Source organism: Pseudoalteromonas sp. 0802, from assembly GCF_013350085.1.
In the GTDB taxonomy this organism is placed as follows: domain Bacteria; phylum Pseudomonadota; class Gammaproteobacteria; order Enterobacterales; family Alteromonadaceae; genus Pseudoalteromonas.
Window position 1 is genome coordinate 64,540 of the sequence record NZ_JABVXE010000001.1, and the last position, 14,649, is coordinate 79,188.

General features: G+C 41.4%; 11 protein-coding genes. 7 read left to right on the forward strand and 4 right to left on the reverse strand.

Annotated elements, in window-relative coordinates:
• Nucleotides 1-47: 47 nt before the first annotated feature.
• The 3 genes from apbC (at nt 48) to HUS61_RS00335 (ending at nt 7,126) form a co-directional block, all read left to right on the forward strand.
• Nucleotides 48-1,127 (forward strand): iron-sulfur cluster carrier protein ApbC, encoded by a 1,080-nt coding sequence (gene apbC, locus HUS61_RS00325; RefSeq protein ID WP_175081760.1) that lies wholly within the window; start codon nt 48-50, stop codon nt 1,125-1,127.
• A 317-nt stretch (nt 1,128-1,444) separates the two neighbouring features.
• Nucleotides 1,445-4,096, forward strand: coding sequence for a glycoside hydrolase family 16 protein (locus HUS61_RS00330; protein ID WP_175081761.1), 2,652 nt, complete (start codon nt 1,445-1,447; stop codon nt 4,094-4,096).
• 78 nt (nt 4,097-4,174) lie between these two features.
• Nucleotides 4,175-7,126: a TonB-dependent receptor gene (locus HUS61_RS00335; RefSeq protein ID WP_175081762.1), complete on the forward strand. Its 2,952-nt coding sequence runs from the start codon at nt 4,175-4,177 to the stop codon at nt 7,124-7,126.
• A 74-nt stretch (nt 7,127-7,200) separates the two neighbouring features.
• Here HUS61_RS00335 and HUS61_RS00340 read toward each other — a convergent pair whose 3' ends face one another.
• Nucleotides 7,201-7,527: a hypothetical protein gene (locus tag HUS61_RS00340; RefSeq protein ID WP_175081763.1), complete on the reverse strand. Its 327-nt coding sequence runs from the start codon at nt 7,525-7,527 to the stop codon at nt 7,201-7,203.
• Nucleotides 7,528-7,808: 281 nt separating this feature from the next.
• Here HUS61_RS00340 and dcd point away from each other — a divergent pair, with 281 nt between their 5' ends.
• Both dcd and HUS61_RS00350 read left to right on the forward strand, forming a co-directional pair.
• Nucleotides 7,809-8,396 (forward strand): dCTP deaminase, encoded by a 588-nt coding sequence (dcd, locus tag HUS61_RS00345; RefSeq protein ID WP_055021131.1) that lies wholly within the window; start codon nt 7,809-7,811, stop codon nt 8,394-8,396.
• Nucleotides 8,397-8,529: 133 nt separating this feature from the next.
• A complete protein-coding gene (locus HUS61_RS00350) occupies nt 8,530-11,025 on the forward strand; it encodes an EAL domain-containing protein (protein WP_175081764.1) in 2,496 nt (831 codons plus the stop codon).
• Here HUS61_RS00350 and HUS61_RS00355 read toward each other — a convergent pair.
• Nucleotides 10,991-11,767: a CLCA_X family protein gene (locus HUS61_RS00355; protein ID WP_175081765.1), complete on the reverse strand. Its 777-nt coding sequence runs from the start codon at nt 11,765-11,767 to the stop codon at nt 10,991-10,993. The two genes, HUS61_RS00350 and HUS61_RS00355, sit on opposite strands and share 35 nt — an antisense overlap.
• Nucleotides 11,767-12,366, reverse strand: a complete 600-nt coding sequence (locus HUS61_RS00360; RefSeq protein WP_175078152.1) for a tRNA-uridine aminocarboxypropyltransferase — start codon at nt 12,364-12,366, stop codon at nt 11,767-11,769. Before HUS61_RS00360 ends, HUS61_RS00355 begins: the two co-directional genes overlap by 1 nt.
• 129 nt (nt 12,367-12,495) lie before the next feature.
• Between HUS61_RS00360 and HUS61_RS00365 the strand changes: the two genes are divergently transcribed.
• Nucleotides 12,496-12,840: an Hpt domain-containing protein gene (locus HUS61_RS00365; protein WP_175081766.1), complete on the forward strand. Its 345-nt coding sequence runs from the start codon at nt 12,496-12,498 to the stop codon at nt 12,838-12,840.
• Nucleotides 12,841-12,933: 93 nt separating this feature from the next.
• On the forward strand, nt 12,934-14,151 hold the full coding sequence (locus HUS61_RS00370) for a pyridoxal phosphate-dependent aminotransferase (protein WP_054552951.1): 1,218 nt from the start codon (nt 12,934-12,936) through the stop codon (nt 14,149-14,151).
• A 26-nt stretch (nt 14,152-14,177) separates the two neighbouring features.
• On the opposite strand, the gene HUS61_RS00375 is transcribed toward HUS61_RS00370, so the two are convergent.
• Nucleotides 14,178-14,645 (reverse strand): glycine zipper 2TM domain-containing protein, encoded by a 468-nt coding sequence (locus HUS61_RS00375; protein ID WP_175081767.1) that lies wholly within the window; start codon nt 14,643-14,645, stop codon nt 14,178-14,180.
• Nucleotides 14,646-14,649: the final 4 nt, after the last annotated feature.

Here is a 14,649-nt window from a genome sequence, read left to right on the forward strand (position 1 = left end):
ACATAATTCCGCAGCACTTTTCATCAAAGAAACGCTAATTTATTGCTATGTTTGGACTGTCAAAACTATTCTCAAGTAAATCGGCTGAAAAAGCACCTATCATTGCTGCCTTAGCCGCCTACCGTAGTAGCGCATTTGCCATTGGCATTGAGCAAGACTGGCTCGAAGAGCTTAATCAAAACAGCGATAAAAGCTGGCAGGTAAAACTTAGCCTACCTTTCGCTGGCTGTGGCGAAATCAACGAGATTGAAAAATTTGTCGCTGATAAACTATCAGTGCCTGTGTCAATTAGCGCAAAAGTTAAATTACCTAGTACATATAGTTTTAAGCAAATTAAACATATTGTGCTCGTTGCGTCAGGCAAAGGTGGTGTTGGAAAGTCAACCACCGCGGTGAATCTTGCCTCAGCTTTAGAGCAAGAGGGTGCCCAAGTGGGTATTCTCGATGCCGATATTTATGGTCCGTCTATTCCGCTGCTTCTTGGCCTACAAGGTGCTGAGCCGAAAGCAGCCGATGATAAAAACTTACTTCCTTTTGAAGCGCACAACCTCAAAGCGCAATCGATCGGCTTTTTAGTACCTAGCGATGATGCAACCGTTTGGCGCGGGCCAATGGCATCAGGTGCACTTAATCAATTAATGAACGAAACCGCTTGGGGAGAGCTTGATTATCTTATCGTAGATATGCCTCCAGGCACCGGTGACATTCAATTAACCATGAGCCAAAAAGTGCCAGCCAGTGGTGCGGTGATCATTACCACGCCTCAAGATTTGGCCTTAGCAGATGCGCAAAAGGGCATTGCTATGTTCAATAAAGTGAACGTGCCTGTGCTTGGTTTAATTGAAAACATGAGTTATTTCTTGTGTGGACATTGTGGTGAGCCCAATCATGTATTTGGTAAAGATGGCGCTGTGACATTAGCGCATCGTCATGGTGTACCGGTGCTTGCTAATATTCCGCTGGCTATTGAAATTCGCGAAAGCTCAGAGCAGGGCAATTTAATAGCCAAAGACAACGCGGCTAAAATAAGTGAAACCTACAAAACCGCTGCCCGTGTGCTTGCTAGTAGCTTGTATTATCAACAGGCGCAGTCAACTTCTATTGAAATCATCATTACCGAAGACTGATAGTAGCAAATATTTTTACAGCGAGACTTTTTAATTAATAAAGTTGTTATTAGTGATTTGTCTTGCTGTAAGGGTACTTCCTCACTTTTTTGTTCACGTCTTGCCTTGTTAACCACCTAGACTAAAAACAATTTCGCAGTAAATGTTAATATTTTATTGACGTTTTAGTAACCGTGTCACACCCTAATGAAAGCGCTTACATTGAAAGGGCTTTTTATTTGGCTTTTAATGTAAGCGCTTACAATTGACTGATTAAAACTATACTCTATATATATCAGTTGAGTACTAACAAACACATAATGTTAGGGTTCAATGCAATGAACAAATTCAAAACACACTTAACACAACTAGCAATGGCGCTTTCTGTAGCGACTTTAGCTGGCTGCGGTGGCTCTGCCACAGATACAAAAATAGATACTGTTGATCCAACTGAACCTGTTTCAGATTGGGTGATGGTTTGGGAAGATAACTTTGACGGCGATGCCATTGATGACAACAAATGGAATTTCGAAATAGACTGTGCGGGTGGCGGTAATAACGAAAAACAATGTTATACCGACAGTGAAGAAAACGCTTTTGTTGCAGACGGTATTCTAAATATTGTTGCATTACCTGCAGAAGAGGGTGCAGCAAAACCTTATACGTCTGCACGTATCAATACTCGCTATAAAGCTGATTTTAAATATGGTCGCTTTGAAGTACGTGCAAAGCTACCTAGTGGGCAAGGTTCTTGGCCTGCGTTCTGGATGATGCCAACCGATGAAGTTTACGGTGGCTGGCCTCGCTCTGGTGAAATTGACATTGTTGAGTCGGTTAACTTAAAAGTTCCAACCGAAGATGGTGTCGAGTCAAATATTTACGGCACGCTTCACTATGGTAAAGAGTGGCCAAATAATGATAGCAGTGGTAAGGCTTATGCATTTGACCAAGGGTCAAACCCTGCTGATGACTTTCATACTTATGCTATTGAGTGGCAAGAGGGTGAAATTCGCTGGTATGTTGATGACTACTTATACGCGACACAGCGCAAGTCAGAGCTACTTTACAATGCAAATGGTGAAGCGCTGGCTCTAAAACATAAAGGTTGGTACACAGAGTACTTTGACCAAACAACTGGTGAGTTAAAAACGTTTTGGGATGAATCTCCTTATGACCAAGAGTTTTATTTAATTCTTAACTTCGCAGTTGGCGGTGATTGGCCTGAAAACGTTAATGCAACCGGTATTGATGCAAGTGCATTCGAAAATGGTCAAACTTTTGAAGTTGACTATGTACGTGTTTATGAATGTGCTCAAGATCCAGACACAGGTAAAGGCTGTGAAACAGTTCGCCCAGGTTACGACAATTTAGAAGATGCACTTGTGCAAGGTGCAGCCCCGGCGCCAACACCACCAAGTGATGGCACAATCACACCACTTACTATCTTTGATAGCAGCTTTAACCCTAACTGGCCTGCGTGGGACTGTTGTGGTGGCACAACGCCAGGGTTAGTTGAAGATGCAGACCGTGGTAATGTAGTTGAATTTAGTGTGGGTGCAGAGCCTACAGTAAATGGCTTTATTAGCCGTGATGCCTTTATTACCGATGAAAATGGTGAAGCCTCTCCTTATGATGCAAGTGCAATGTTAGAAGATGGCTATGTAACTTTTGATATGCAAGTAACGTCTTTACCATCAACGCCAGATGCACCTTGGTTATTTAAAATCGAAAGTGATGAAGGCGCGACAGCCGTTGAGCTCAACTTAAGTGATAGCACTGAAGGTGTTAGCCCAGTTGCTGGTGAATGGCAAACATATACGTTCCCACTGCAAACATTAGCTGACGCAGGTTTAAATGTATCGCTAATTGATGTAATCATGATTTTCCCTGCATGGGGTCAAGGTGAGGGTGCTGTTTACCGTGTTGATAATGTTGAAATTACCAATGGCGGCACAACAACATTACCTTCATTAACTTTATTCACTGATGAAACTAATCTTGATTGGCCGCTATGGGATTGTTGTGGTGGTTCAACACCTGTTGAAGTAGTCGACGACGAAGAACATGGTGTAACTGCTGAGTTCTCTATTGGTGCTACTCCTACGGTAATGGGCTTTATTAACCGTACTTCATCAGGTGGTAGTGGTACGCAGTTTGATGCATCAGCATTGGTTGATGACGGCATGCTGCAGTTTGAGATGAAGATCACCTCTTTATCATCAACACCAGATGCGCCTTGGCTATTAAAAGTTGAGTCGAATGAAGGTGCAACAGCAGTAGAAGTTAACCTTAACACAAGCTCAGAAGGTGTTGACCCTGTTGCTGGTGAATGGCAAACATACACGTTCCCAATCAGTACTTTATTAAACGCAGGTTTAGATGTAAGTGCTATTGATGTAATCATGATTTTCCCTGCTTGGGGTCAAGGTGAAGGTGCCGTTTACCGTGTCGACAATGCTCGCATTTATGCACCAGAGCAAGAATCGACAGCATCAGAGCTGACGCTGTTTGCCGAAAACGTGGCAGAAAAGTGGAGCATTTGGGATTGTTGTGCTGGTAGCACGCCAACAGTCGAAACTGACGATGAAACTCATGGCTCTGTGGCAGAATTTCAAATTGGTTCTACCGCAACGGTAATGGGCTTTTTAGCTGATGATGGCGTGAGCTTTGATGCATCGCACTTATTATCTGAAGGTGTGGTTCGTTTTGAAATGAAGATTGTTTCAAACGCCAGCAACCAAGATGCTCAGTGGTTATTCAAAATTGAATCAAACGATGCAGGTCAAGCTGTGGAGCTTGCTTTAAGTGCAAGCCAAGAAGGTGTCGAGCCTGTGGTTGGTGAGTGGCAAACCTATACTTATACACTTGCCGATTTACTAAGTGCAGGTCTTGATATTAGTGCAATCGACGTTGTTATGGTGTTCCCGTCATGGGGGATGGGTGAAGGTGCGGTTTACCGTATTGATAATGCAGTTATTGCAAACCCGTAATTAACATTGGCAACAAGTGATGGGTGCTGATTACAGCACCCAGTATCCATGACAACATATTGCAAAAGCAGGTATATCATGAAAAGCACAAAATTTATTAAAACACCTCTTGCAGCGTCAGTTGCGATGATTTTAACCGCAGGGCTAGGCACTATGTCTGCTTATGCACAGGATGAGCAAGAGAAAGCTGATAACGATATTGAAGTTATCGAAATTAAAGGTATTCGTGGCAGTATGATCCGCGCCATGGATATGAAACGTGATGCAGCAGGTGTTGTTGATGCGATTTCAGCAGAAGAGATGGGTAAGTTCCCAGATACTAACTTGGCTGAATCATTACAGCGTATTACCGGTGTATCAGTGAGCCGTTCAAACGGCGAAGGTAGCGAAATTACGGTACGTGGTTTTGGCCCTGAGTTTAACCTAGTAATGTTGAATGGCCGTCAAATGCCAGGTACAGGTTATACGCGTTCATACGCCCTTGAGAATATTGCCGCTGATGGTGTAAGTGCACTTGAAGTAGCAAAATCAGGTCAAGCTGATGTTCCAAGTGGTGGTCTAGGTGCTACTGTAAATATTATTACAACTCGCCCATTAAATAGCCCAGGCGAAAAGTTTAGCTCGTCGATTAAAGCTATTCATGACTCGTCAAATGAAAAAGGTGATGATGTAACGCCAGAGTTTTCAGCGATGTACAGCAATACCTATGCTGATGATACATTTGGTTTTGCGGCATCATTCTCTCATCAAGAACGTGATTTTCAACAGCAAAGTGCCAATATTCAAGGTTGGCAGGCCAATGTTGACTTACCAACCCTTGATGAAGGTGACTACATTGACCCACGTGCAGTCGATAGCGAAGGCAATCGTGTCGGTAATCATTTCTTCCCGAAAGACATGAACTACAGTATTGCTGATGTTGAACGTGAGCGTACTAATGGCCAAGTAACTTTACAGTACTCACCAGTTGAAAGCTTTACTGCAACAGTTGATTACACGGCAAGTCGTGCAATCACCGGTGTTGAAACTGCAGGTTGGGGTATTTGGAATGAGTTTGGCAGTAACATCAATAGTTATGAGCTTGATGAAAATGGTACAGCACTTTATGCCGATATCAGTGGTAATGATGGTTCATTCACCGCAAGTCGTGCCACTACAGAAGTTAAAGCACGTTCAATTGGTTTAAACCTAGAATGGCAAATCAATGACCAGTGGGAATTTGAGTTCGATTATCATGATTCGAAAAACGAAACAGATAACGGCGCAGATGATGGCTTAGGTTCTGATGGCCAAATCATTCTTGGCTCAGACCAGTTACAGAGCAAAGTATATGACTATCGCACTGGCGAAATTCCACATGCATACGTCAATTGGAACAACGGTACTACAGTACTAGACCCAAGTGAGATTGATTCAAACTTCAGCCAGTTTAGTTACTCGCCAGGCGAGTCTAAAGTTGAGCAAGCACAGCTTCATGCAACCTGGTTCAATGAAAGCTTTGAAATTCCGCTTGTTAAAGTGAAATTCGGTGCTGCAAATACTAAGCAAACTATGGGTGGTTTTACTGCGTGGAGTGGCTTACGTGGCGGCCCAGGTTTTAATCCATCTTTCACCGAAATCTTCCCTGATGGCATGTTCACTTATAATGATACTGGCGACATGCTAGATCAGTTTGCTGGTGGTGGTAGTGCCCTTGAACCAAATTACTATTACACCTATAGCTTTGAAGAAGCGTTAGCTCGCCAGCTTGCTTATTTAAACGAAGATTTATTAGGCGATAATCAATATTCAATTGACCCATTTTTTGATGGTATCGACAGTGAAAGCTACGTAGAAGAAAAAACGCAAAGCTTCTATGTGAATAGCTTATGGGAATTTGAATTGTCTGATTACTTTGTTCAAATCAACGCAGGTCTTCGTTATGAAGAAACTGATGTGACCAGTACGGTTCGTCAACGTGTTGAAAGTCAAGTTAACTGGGTGAGTGCATCTGAGTGGATCATGCAGTACGAAACTGGCGGTACAGATAACTTTTATCAAGAAGAAGGTAATTATGATATCTGGTTACCAAATATCGACGTAAAAGTTGAAATTACAGACGAGCTTGTAGGTCGTGTTTCTTGGGGTAAAACCATGGCTCGCGCACCGCTTGGTAATTTGGCTGGTGGCCGAAGCTTAACGGGTAGCCCGAAACCTGGTTCGCGTACTGGTGGTCAAGGTAATACTAACCTGTTGCCATTTGAGTCTACAAACTTAGATTTATCGCTTGAGTACTACTACGGTGAAGGTAGCTACGCATCGGTTGGTTACTTCAAAAAAGATGTGGATAACTTTATTCAAACGCAAATCACAGAAACAACCATTGATGGTTTATACGATATCTTGAATGGTCCGCGTTACCTTGAAGCTGTTGCATCTGTAGAAGCACGTGGCGAGCAGGCAACGAGTGACGCTGTGTTCAATGAAATGCTGGCATTAGGTTATGGTAATGCGGACGGTGCCATTGAGCCAACGAGTTCAGATCCATTGATGGTATGGAACATTTCTCAGCCACAAAATACTGATAGCAAATCAGTTGATGGCTTTGAAGTTGCTGTTCAACACTTATTTGGTGAAAGTGGCTTTGGTTTAGGGGTTAATGCTACGTTTGTTGATGGTGATGTTGAATTTGATGTAGCAAGTTTGACTCAACAAGCTCCATTATCAGGTTTAAGTGATTCAGCTAACTTCCAAGCTTTTTACGATAAAGACGGCTTATCAGTAAAAGTAACTTACGCATGGCGTGATTCTTACTTAATTGGTGTTGGTCAATCGCAAGGCTCATCTGATGCTCCGCCACAGTTTGGCGATACTTACGGTCAATGGGACTTAAGTGTTAACTACGACATCAACGAAAACATGACTGTTTTCTTTGAAGGTATAAACCTTAATAACGAAACTGAGCGTGGCTACGGTCGTTACGAAGAGCAGTTCTTATTTGCTCGTCAATACGGACCTCGTTACACAATTGGTGCCCGTTATAGCTTTTAATATGTGATCCCGATGGAACAAAAGCCGCTCAATGAGCGGCTTTTTTTATTTTAAATCTGATAATTAAGACGTTTTTAAAGAGGCTTCTTGCGATAAAGTAAGTAACCAAAAAAATAGCAGAAAATAGCAATGCCAGGATTAATTAATAAATTAGGCATGAACACAATATCGGTTTCACCAAAACAGTAGAAGTAAAAGGCAATAGTGAGTAATGAAGGTAGCGGGAAAAAGAACGTTTCGTTAGCAACTAAGCCCACTACCGACCAGCTAGTTAATAGTAGTGAACCGACAAAAACGAGAAAGCCATGCCATAAATCGTGCTTTTTAGCATAGTGTTTGGCTATTAAAATTGCTACAACGCATGCTGGCAATGTTATTACGGATAAAATAACGTAATCCATAACAACTTATCCTCATTCTCCTTGTAATCGCGTAATTAAAACAAAACCCAGTACTTTAGATAAATCAGAAATCACTGATCTTATTACCTGAGATGGCTTATCTTATTTTGTTGAGAATTATTCGCGCAACACGCTGTTGATTTGTGTAATATATGTCACACTATATCCACCCCATCTGGCTTTACTGATACACACTCGACTTTTGTTGTGTTTCAACTAGAGCTTAGCGTGTTTTTTCAGCTTAAAATCATATGTTTAAGTTGTTTTAGGTAGAATAATAAATGAGATTATCAGATACCCATATTCAGCAGTATATTGACGAAGGCCGCATTGTTATTGAGCCAACACCGAGTAAAGAAATGATTTCAGGTGTGACGGTAGACTTGCGTTTGGGCAACAAGTTTCGAGTTTTCCAAGATCATACCGCAGCCTATGTTGACTTAAGTGGTCCAAAAGATCAGCTTAACAAGGCGATGGAATCAATTATGAGTGATGAAATTGTGCTTGCTGAAGAAGAAGCATTTTTCCTCCACCCAGGTGAATTGGCACTGGCTATCACCCACGAAAAAGTAACATTACCAGCAGATATTGTTGGTTGGTTAGATGGTCGCTCATCGTTAGCACGTCTTGGTTTGATGGTTCATGTAACAGCACATCGTATTGATCCAGGCTGGTCTGGTAATATCGTGTTAGAGTTTTATAACTCAGGTAAATTGCCATTGGCTTTACGCCCAATGATGAAAATTGGTGCTATGAGCTTTGAAACCATGACAAGCCCTGCAGAAAACCCATACAACGTTCGTAAAGACGCAAAATATAAAGATCAAAATTCGGCGGTTGCAAGTCGTATCAGTGATGATAATAAATAATTAGAGTTTGTGTGGCTTTCGGGCCACATAACATTTTGTTACTGAACTTTTTACCTAATAAAAGCCTGCATAATTGGCAATTTAAGCGTATTCCTCCCATACTTTTAGCTGGTGTTTAAAGCACGGAGCTAAAATGCACTTTATTGGCAAGCAAGTCCATCGGGTTATAAAAAAATTGCTCGTATTTCTGTGTTGTGTGTTGTTACACAGCGTAAGTACTTTTGCTGCCAGTGATAGTGCGTCAGTTTGGCTGCTTGACTCCGCTGAGCCACTTGCCAAATTAAGTGAATCCTTGGAACAATCACTACAAAATGCTAAAAAGCTGAATGCACTCGAAAGCAGCTCTATTCGCCTTGCCCCGCAAACATCTCATTGGTTAATAATCGATTTATTCCAACTACCCGACAATAAAAATTATGTTGTGTATCTTGGTGAGCCTAATTTAAGCTGGGCTAAATTTTATCTTTTAGATGAAAACTATCAGGCTACCAATAATCAGCGACTCGCTTCACTCGAAAGCTTATCAAATGTGAGACCGTATTGGTTAATAGAGCATAGTCAGGGCCATCGCTGGGCATTGGTTAACTTTGAGCACGATAGGGCATTGACGATAGAAGTTGGGGTGGTCTCTGCTAAAACTTTTGAAACCAATTTACATCAAATAATTTTAAGCTATGGCGCAATTTTAGGCGTGCTAATTTTATGCATGTTCGTGTGCGCAGTATATTTCTTTGTCTCTCAGCAACTAAAGTATATGGTGTTAAGTGCCTACTTTTTGCTTGTTACGGTCGGATTTCTCATAGATAACGGTTTAATCAACTATCTAGTTGATGGCTTAGATTGGGAAGCAAAATGGCCGGTTAATGAATTTGCACTGTGTTTTGTTAGCTACTTTTTATATCATTTTTTAGCCATTCATACATACAAACCTCTTTTTAAAAAAGCATGGCAAGCAATGATTGTATGTTTGCTTATTGCAGCTTTACTGTCATCAATTCAACCACAGTTCAATCGCCAGTGGTTATTTATCGTTTCTTGCGTTGGATTCTTGAGTTTTGCTGGTGCTCTATTTTTTAGTTTAATGGGGCGTAAAAATAGCCGAACCCACCTACGTGTTTTTATGCTTTTAACTATTGTTATTCAAGTGCTGAGTCTAGTTATTTGGAATGGATTTGGGATTGGTTATCATGGTGTCCATAACACCATATTGCTGCTCACTTCGTTGGCGATATGTTCCGTACTGTTGTTAAAAGATCGCCAGCAAATATCAGCATTTAATTATTCTATGCTGCATGATGCAGATACTAAACTGCCAAATAAGCAATTTTTGCTCGCGCAGATAGTGAAAAAAGTTTCGCAGAAACAACACTTCTCAGTTTTATTATTTAAGGCTCATGTACTTTCAAATGCCCGTTCTACCTTTGGCTTTGAACAGGCCAATATTTGTATCAATGAAAGATTAAGTATCTTAAATACTCAGTTGCAGAGTATGAATGCACTAAAACTTGAAATCCAAACCAGTAGAAGTGCTTGGCTTGCACATGTTGATGATAACACATTTGGTTGTCTAATAATGGGAGAGCTTGAACTAAGTCACATTGAGCAGTTTGCATGTTTGATCCATGGTGTGTTTGAAGAAGGGCTCACCCATGAAGAAATTAATTTAGTCGACAGTGTTGATATCGGCGTTGCTTATTACCCAATGCACGGTAATACCGCGAAACAAATTTTCCAATGTGCGATACAAGCAATGTCTGAAAAGCGTTTACAAGGTGAGCGTTGGCGCATGTTTGATTCAGAAACTGCACGCCTATCTGAGCAAAGGTTATCGATTGCTGCAGCGCTTAAAATAGCGATTGATGAAGACCAACTCAGCTTGCATTTTCAGCCACAGATTTGCTTAAAAACAGGCAAAGTTGTTGGCTGTGAAGCATTACTGCGTTGGCAGCATCCCGTTTTTGGTGCAGTAAGCCCTGATGTGTTTATTCCAATTGCAGAGTCAGCCGGTGTGATCAATCAGTTAACTGAATGGGTTGTTGAAAGAGGCATTGAGTGGCAAGCAAAGTTTTGCAAACTGATAGCCGATCACGTTATTTCTATAAATATTTCAGCAAAAGATTTATTAAATAAAGACTTACCCGTGCTGTTAATCACTATTTTAAATGAGCAAAAAGTAGCGGCTGAATCTGTGATGTTGGAGCTGACAGAATCAGCCACTTTAGAAGAAAGTAAAAAAATTAAAGCGACACTTGATGACTACCGTTTAATCGGCTTAAAGCTTGCAATTGATGATTTTGGTACTGGCTACTCATCGCTTGCCTATCTGAGCCAGCTAGGCTTTGATGAAGTTAAAATAGATAAACAATTTGTGTTAAACCTGCCATTTTCAGTTAACGATCAGAGTATCTGCCGGGCTACCTGTGATATCGCCACTACTTTGGGTGCACATGTTGTTGCTGAGGGTATTGAAGATGAGCAAAGCCTAGCAATGCTGCAAAGTTATGGCTGCCAATTTGGACAAGGGTATTATTTTTCAAAACCGCTTTGTGCAGATGATTACTTAACTTGGATAAGCGAGGTGCAGAAAGTTGAAATTAGCCTTGATGCAACAGCGAACCTAACTGATTAAAGTAATTCAGCAGTGCTGAAAAGCAGCGCATTGTATGCTGCTCATCTGGGTAGATTAAGCCACTTGTCGATAACCCACTCACTAAAAAGCTATTTTTTATATCAGGGTGCATGGCAATGCATTTTTCAAAACAGCGAGCCGCTAGTTCTTCAGGCATACTCATATAAAGTTGCTTTACTTGCCTATCAAAAGCGATAGATTGCTTCACGAACGCATTTGGATTTTCACCTGATGTGTCTAAAAATACCTGATGGTAAAACTCATTTAAGTGTTGATTAAGTGGATGACTCAAATCTGGTGACTGTTCGAGCCACAGTGCTGAGCAAAATTGCATACTCTTTCTGCTCTTAAATAAATGCTGACAAATATGGTGATCAAACGCATGAAACCATTCATGGGCGAGAGCGCCACCACCGGCATTTTTTGCTAGCGCAAGGGTTTGACTGTGGGCATTGTAATGAGCCTGCACACCTTTTTGCCCACCATGACCAAAGGCAAAATTAAGCTTACCCCTAAGGCCAATTGCCGTTGGGGGTAAAGCCAGTATTTGCGCAAGATCAGCTAAGGCATCGTAAATTAAATTCGCCGCTAATAGCCGCTCTTGCTTATTAACCCAATTGCCAACCACCATAGTACGAAAACCAAAGGTATCGCGAATATCGTCAAAATCGACCTGATCATCAAAGCGATAATCTGGTCCCTGACGGTGAAAACCCGCGCTAAGTCGTTTTGATACACGCATTATAAATAGCGTGCCTTAACATCATCTGGCATATGTTGGGTTTGCTTATCGACCAGTGCTGCTAATAATTTGTATAGCGGTGTTACATCAAGGCCTTCAATCAGTTTAAGGCTATGAGCCACTGCTTCTAAAGTTGATAAACTATCTGCGCGTGGTGCTTTACGAATGACGTATTTGTTTTGTGGTATTTGCTTAAAACTCACAGCCTGAAACCCCTGAAGGCTTGGAGTTAATTGCAGCATTTTGTAGGCTTTTTTCCACGTACCATCAATTACAATTAAATGAGTTAAAGACTGTTTTAAAGCATCTGTAGTGGCTGTGTGTTCATCTAAACATAATGCATTATCAGCAGGATAGAGTACCGCAGTTGTTGCTTTTGGCAATGTTGCAAGCTGTAAAAAGTCTTGTTCTGACTCACCCGCAAGGATCTGGCAATTATCTAAGCCTAAATTCAGTAAATTAGCGGTGTTCTTAGTAACTTTTTCCTCACTAGGGTGGCGTAATATAATGATTTTTAGTTTATTATTGATTATGCTTATTGAATCACATAAACAGGTTTTAACTGAAAAGCCACAATGTGAGCACAATTCTCTAGCCATACGAACTCAGGTGTAAATCAAAACTATGCCTAGTATACATGAGCTTAACTCGCAAAGCAGGTTTGCTTTTTAGCTATGAACGGCTAAAGTTGCGATTTATATAATTACGTTTTTGATTAAGGGATAAAGATGACGACAATCACAATTGATGAGAGTGCACTTGAAGGGATGGAATCACTTTTAGGTGACCAATTTGCCGACACCTTGACCTTTTGTTGTAGTGAATTTCAGCGTTTAGGTTCTGAAGTACTTGCAAATCTTGGTTCACATAACGAAGCAGCTGCAAGGCATGCACACAGTTTAAAATCAAATGCAGCTCAATTTGGTGCTGCAAGTTTATCATCGCTTGCGCAAGAAATTGAACTGACCTTGAACCAAGGTGATGTAGCCACTGCACAAGAAAAATCACAAACCCTTGATGAACAAGTTTCAGGTTCTGTAGAAAAATTACAAGCTTGGTTCGCTACTCGCTAAAAACTTGAATTTATTTCAGTTATAACCGCAATAATCCTCTGGCGTGGTGGCCCCTTACTGGGTTAGTCTTAAGGCTAATTAGTAGAGGTAACCATGTCACAAATCAAAAAGAGTCACAAACTAGACGGTGTCTGTTATGACATACGTGGGCCTGTGCTTGCACAAGCTCGAAAAATGGAAGACGAAGGGCAAAAAGTATTAAAGCTAAACATTGGCAACCCAGCTGCCTTTGGCTTTGATATGCCTGAAGATATGCACAAAGATATCATTCGTAACTTATATTCAGCCCAAGGCTACTGTGACTCTAAAGGCCTCTACTCAGCCCGTGTGGCTGTCTATCAACACTATCAGCAACGAGGATTATTTAATCTTGATGTCGATAATATTTATATCGGCAATGGGGTCAGCGAATTAATTCAAATGACCACACAAGCATTACTTGATAATGACGATGAAGTGCTTATTCCTGCACCGGATTATCCGTTATGGACAGCATCGGTTAAATTAGCAGGGGGTAACCCTGTGCATTATCTATGTGATGAAGAACAAGATTGGTTCCCTGATATTGCTGATATTAAATCGAAGATCACCTCAAAGACCAAAGCGTTGGTGCTTATAAACCCGAATAACCCAACAGGGGCGGTGTATAGTGATGATCTGTTGATGGAACTTATCAATATTGCTCGCGAGCACAAGTTATTGTTACTGAGCGATGAAATTTACGAGAAGATCTTGTATGACGGTGTCAGCCACAGCTCGATTGGTGCGCTGTGTGATGATGTGCCAATTATTACCTTTAATGGCCTAGCAAAAACGTACCGCGCTGCGGGATTGCGTATGGGCTGGATGGTCTTAAGCGGTCGTACTAGCATGATGGACGACTTAAGCCGTGGCCTAGATATGCTGGCATCAATGCGCTTATGTGCCAATGTGCCTGCTCAGTATGCTATTCAACAAGCTTTAGGCGGTGTGCAGTCAATCGATAACTTGATAAACCCTGGTGGTCGATTGTATGTGCAGCGTGATATTGCATGGCGTGGCTTAAATGCCATTGATGGTATTAGCTGTAAAAAGCCTAAAGGGGCACTTTACGCATTTGCGAAAGTGGATACGGCGCACTTTAACATTAAAGATGATGAGCGCATGATTTTAGATTTACTCAAAGCTGAGAAAATCTTATTAGTGCATGGTCGCGCATTTAATTGGCCTGATCCTGATCATTTCAGATTAGTATTTTTACCAAACAAAGATGATTTAACAGAAGCCATGAGTAAGATGCAGCGATTCTTCGCTGATTATCGACAAAGCTAAAAAAAAGCGAGCCGAGGCTCGCTTTTTTAATAAGCTTTATCAACACGCACTGTGTTATCGGTGAGGTACACCAAACGTACTTTATCACCTTGGTTAAACAGCATTTGGTTGTCTTTATCTTGTACAACCATAAATTGTTCGCCGCTTTCTACTTTGATCATTAATTCAACGAGCTGATATTGTATAACGTGACTGTTTTGTTGGCGGTTGTGAGCAACAGAGCCACCAATCATCGAACCTAAAATGGTTGCTACAGTGCGGCCACTGCCGCCACCAAACTGATTACCGATAACACCGCCAATTAGCGCACCTCCAAACGTTTCCCAGCCGTTGGTTTTATCTCTGACCAGCTCTTGTTCAGTAATTGTTCGCACTGACTGTACTGAGCCAAACAACACCTGTTGTACAGGTACTGCTTTGTTACGCTGATAATCAGCATAACTAGGCGAGCTCAGTAATAAACAGCTTGCAAGGATTGCTACTAGGTATTTCATAAAC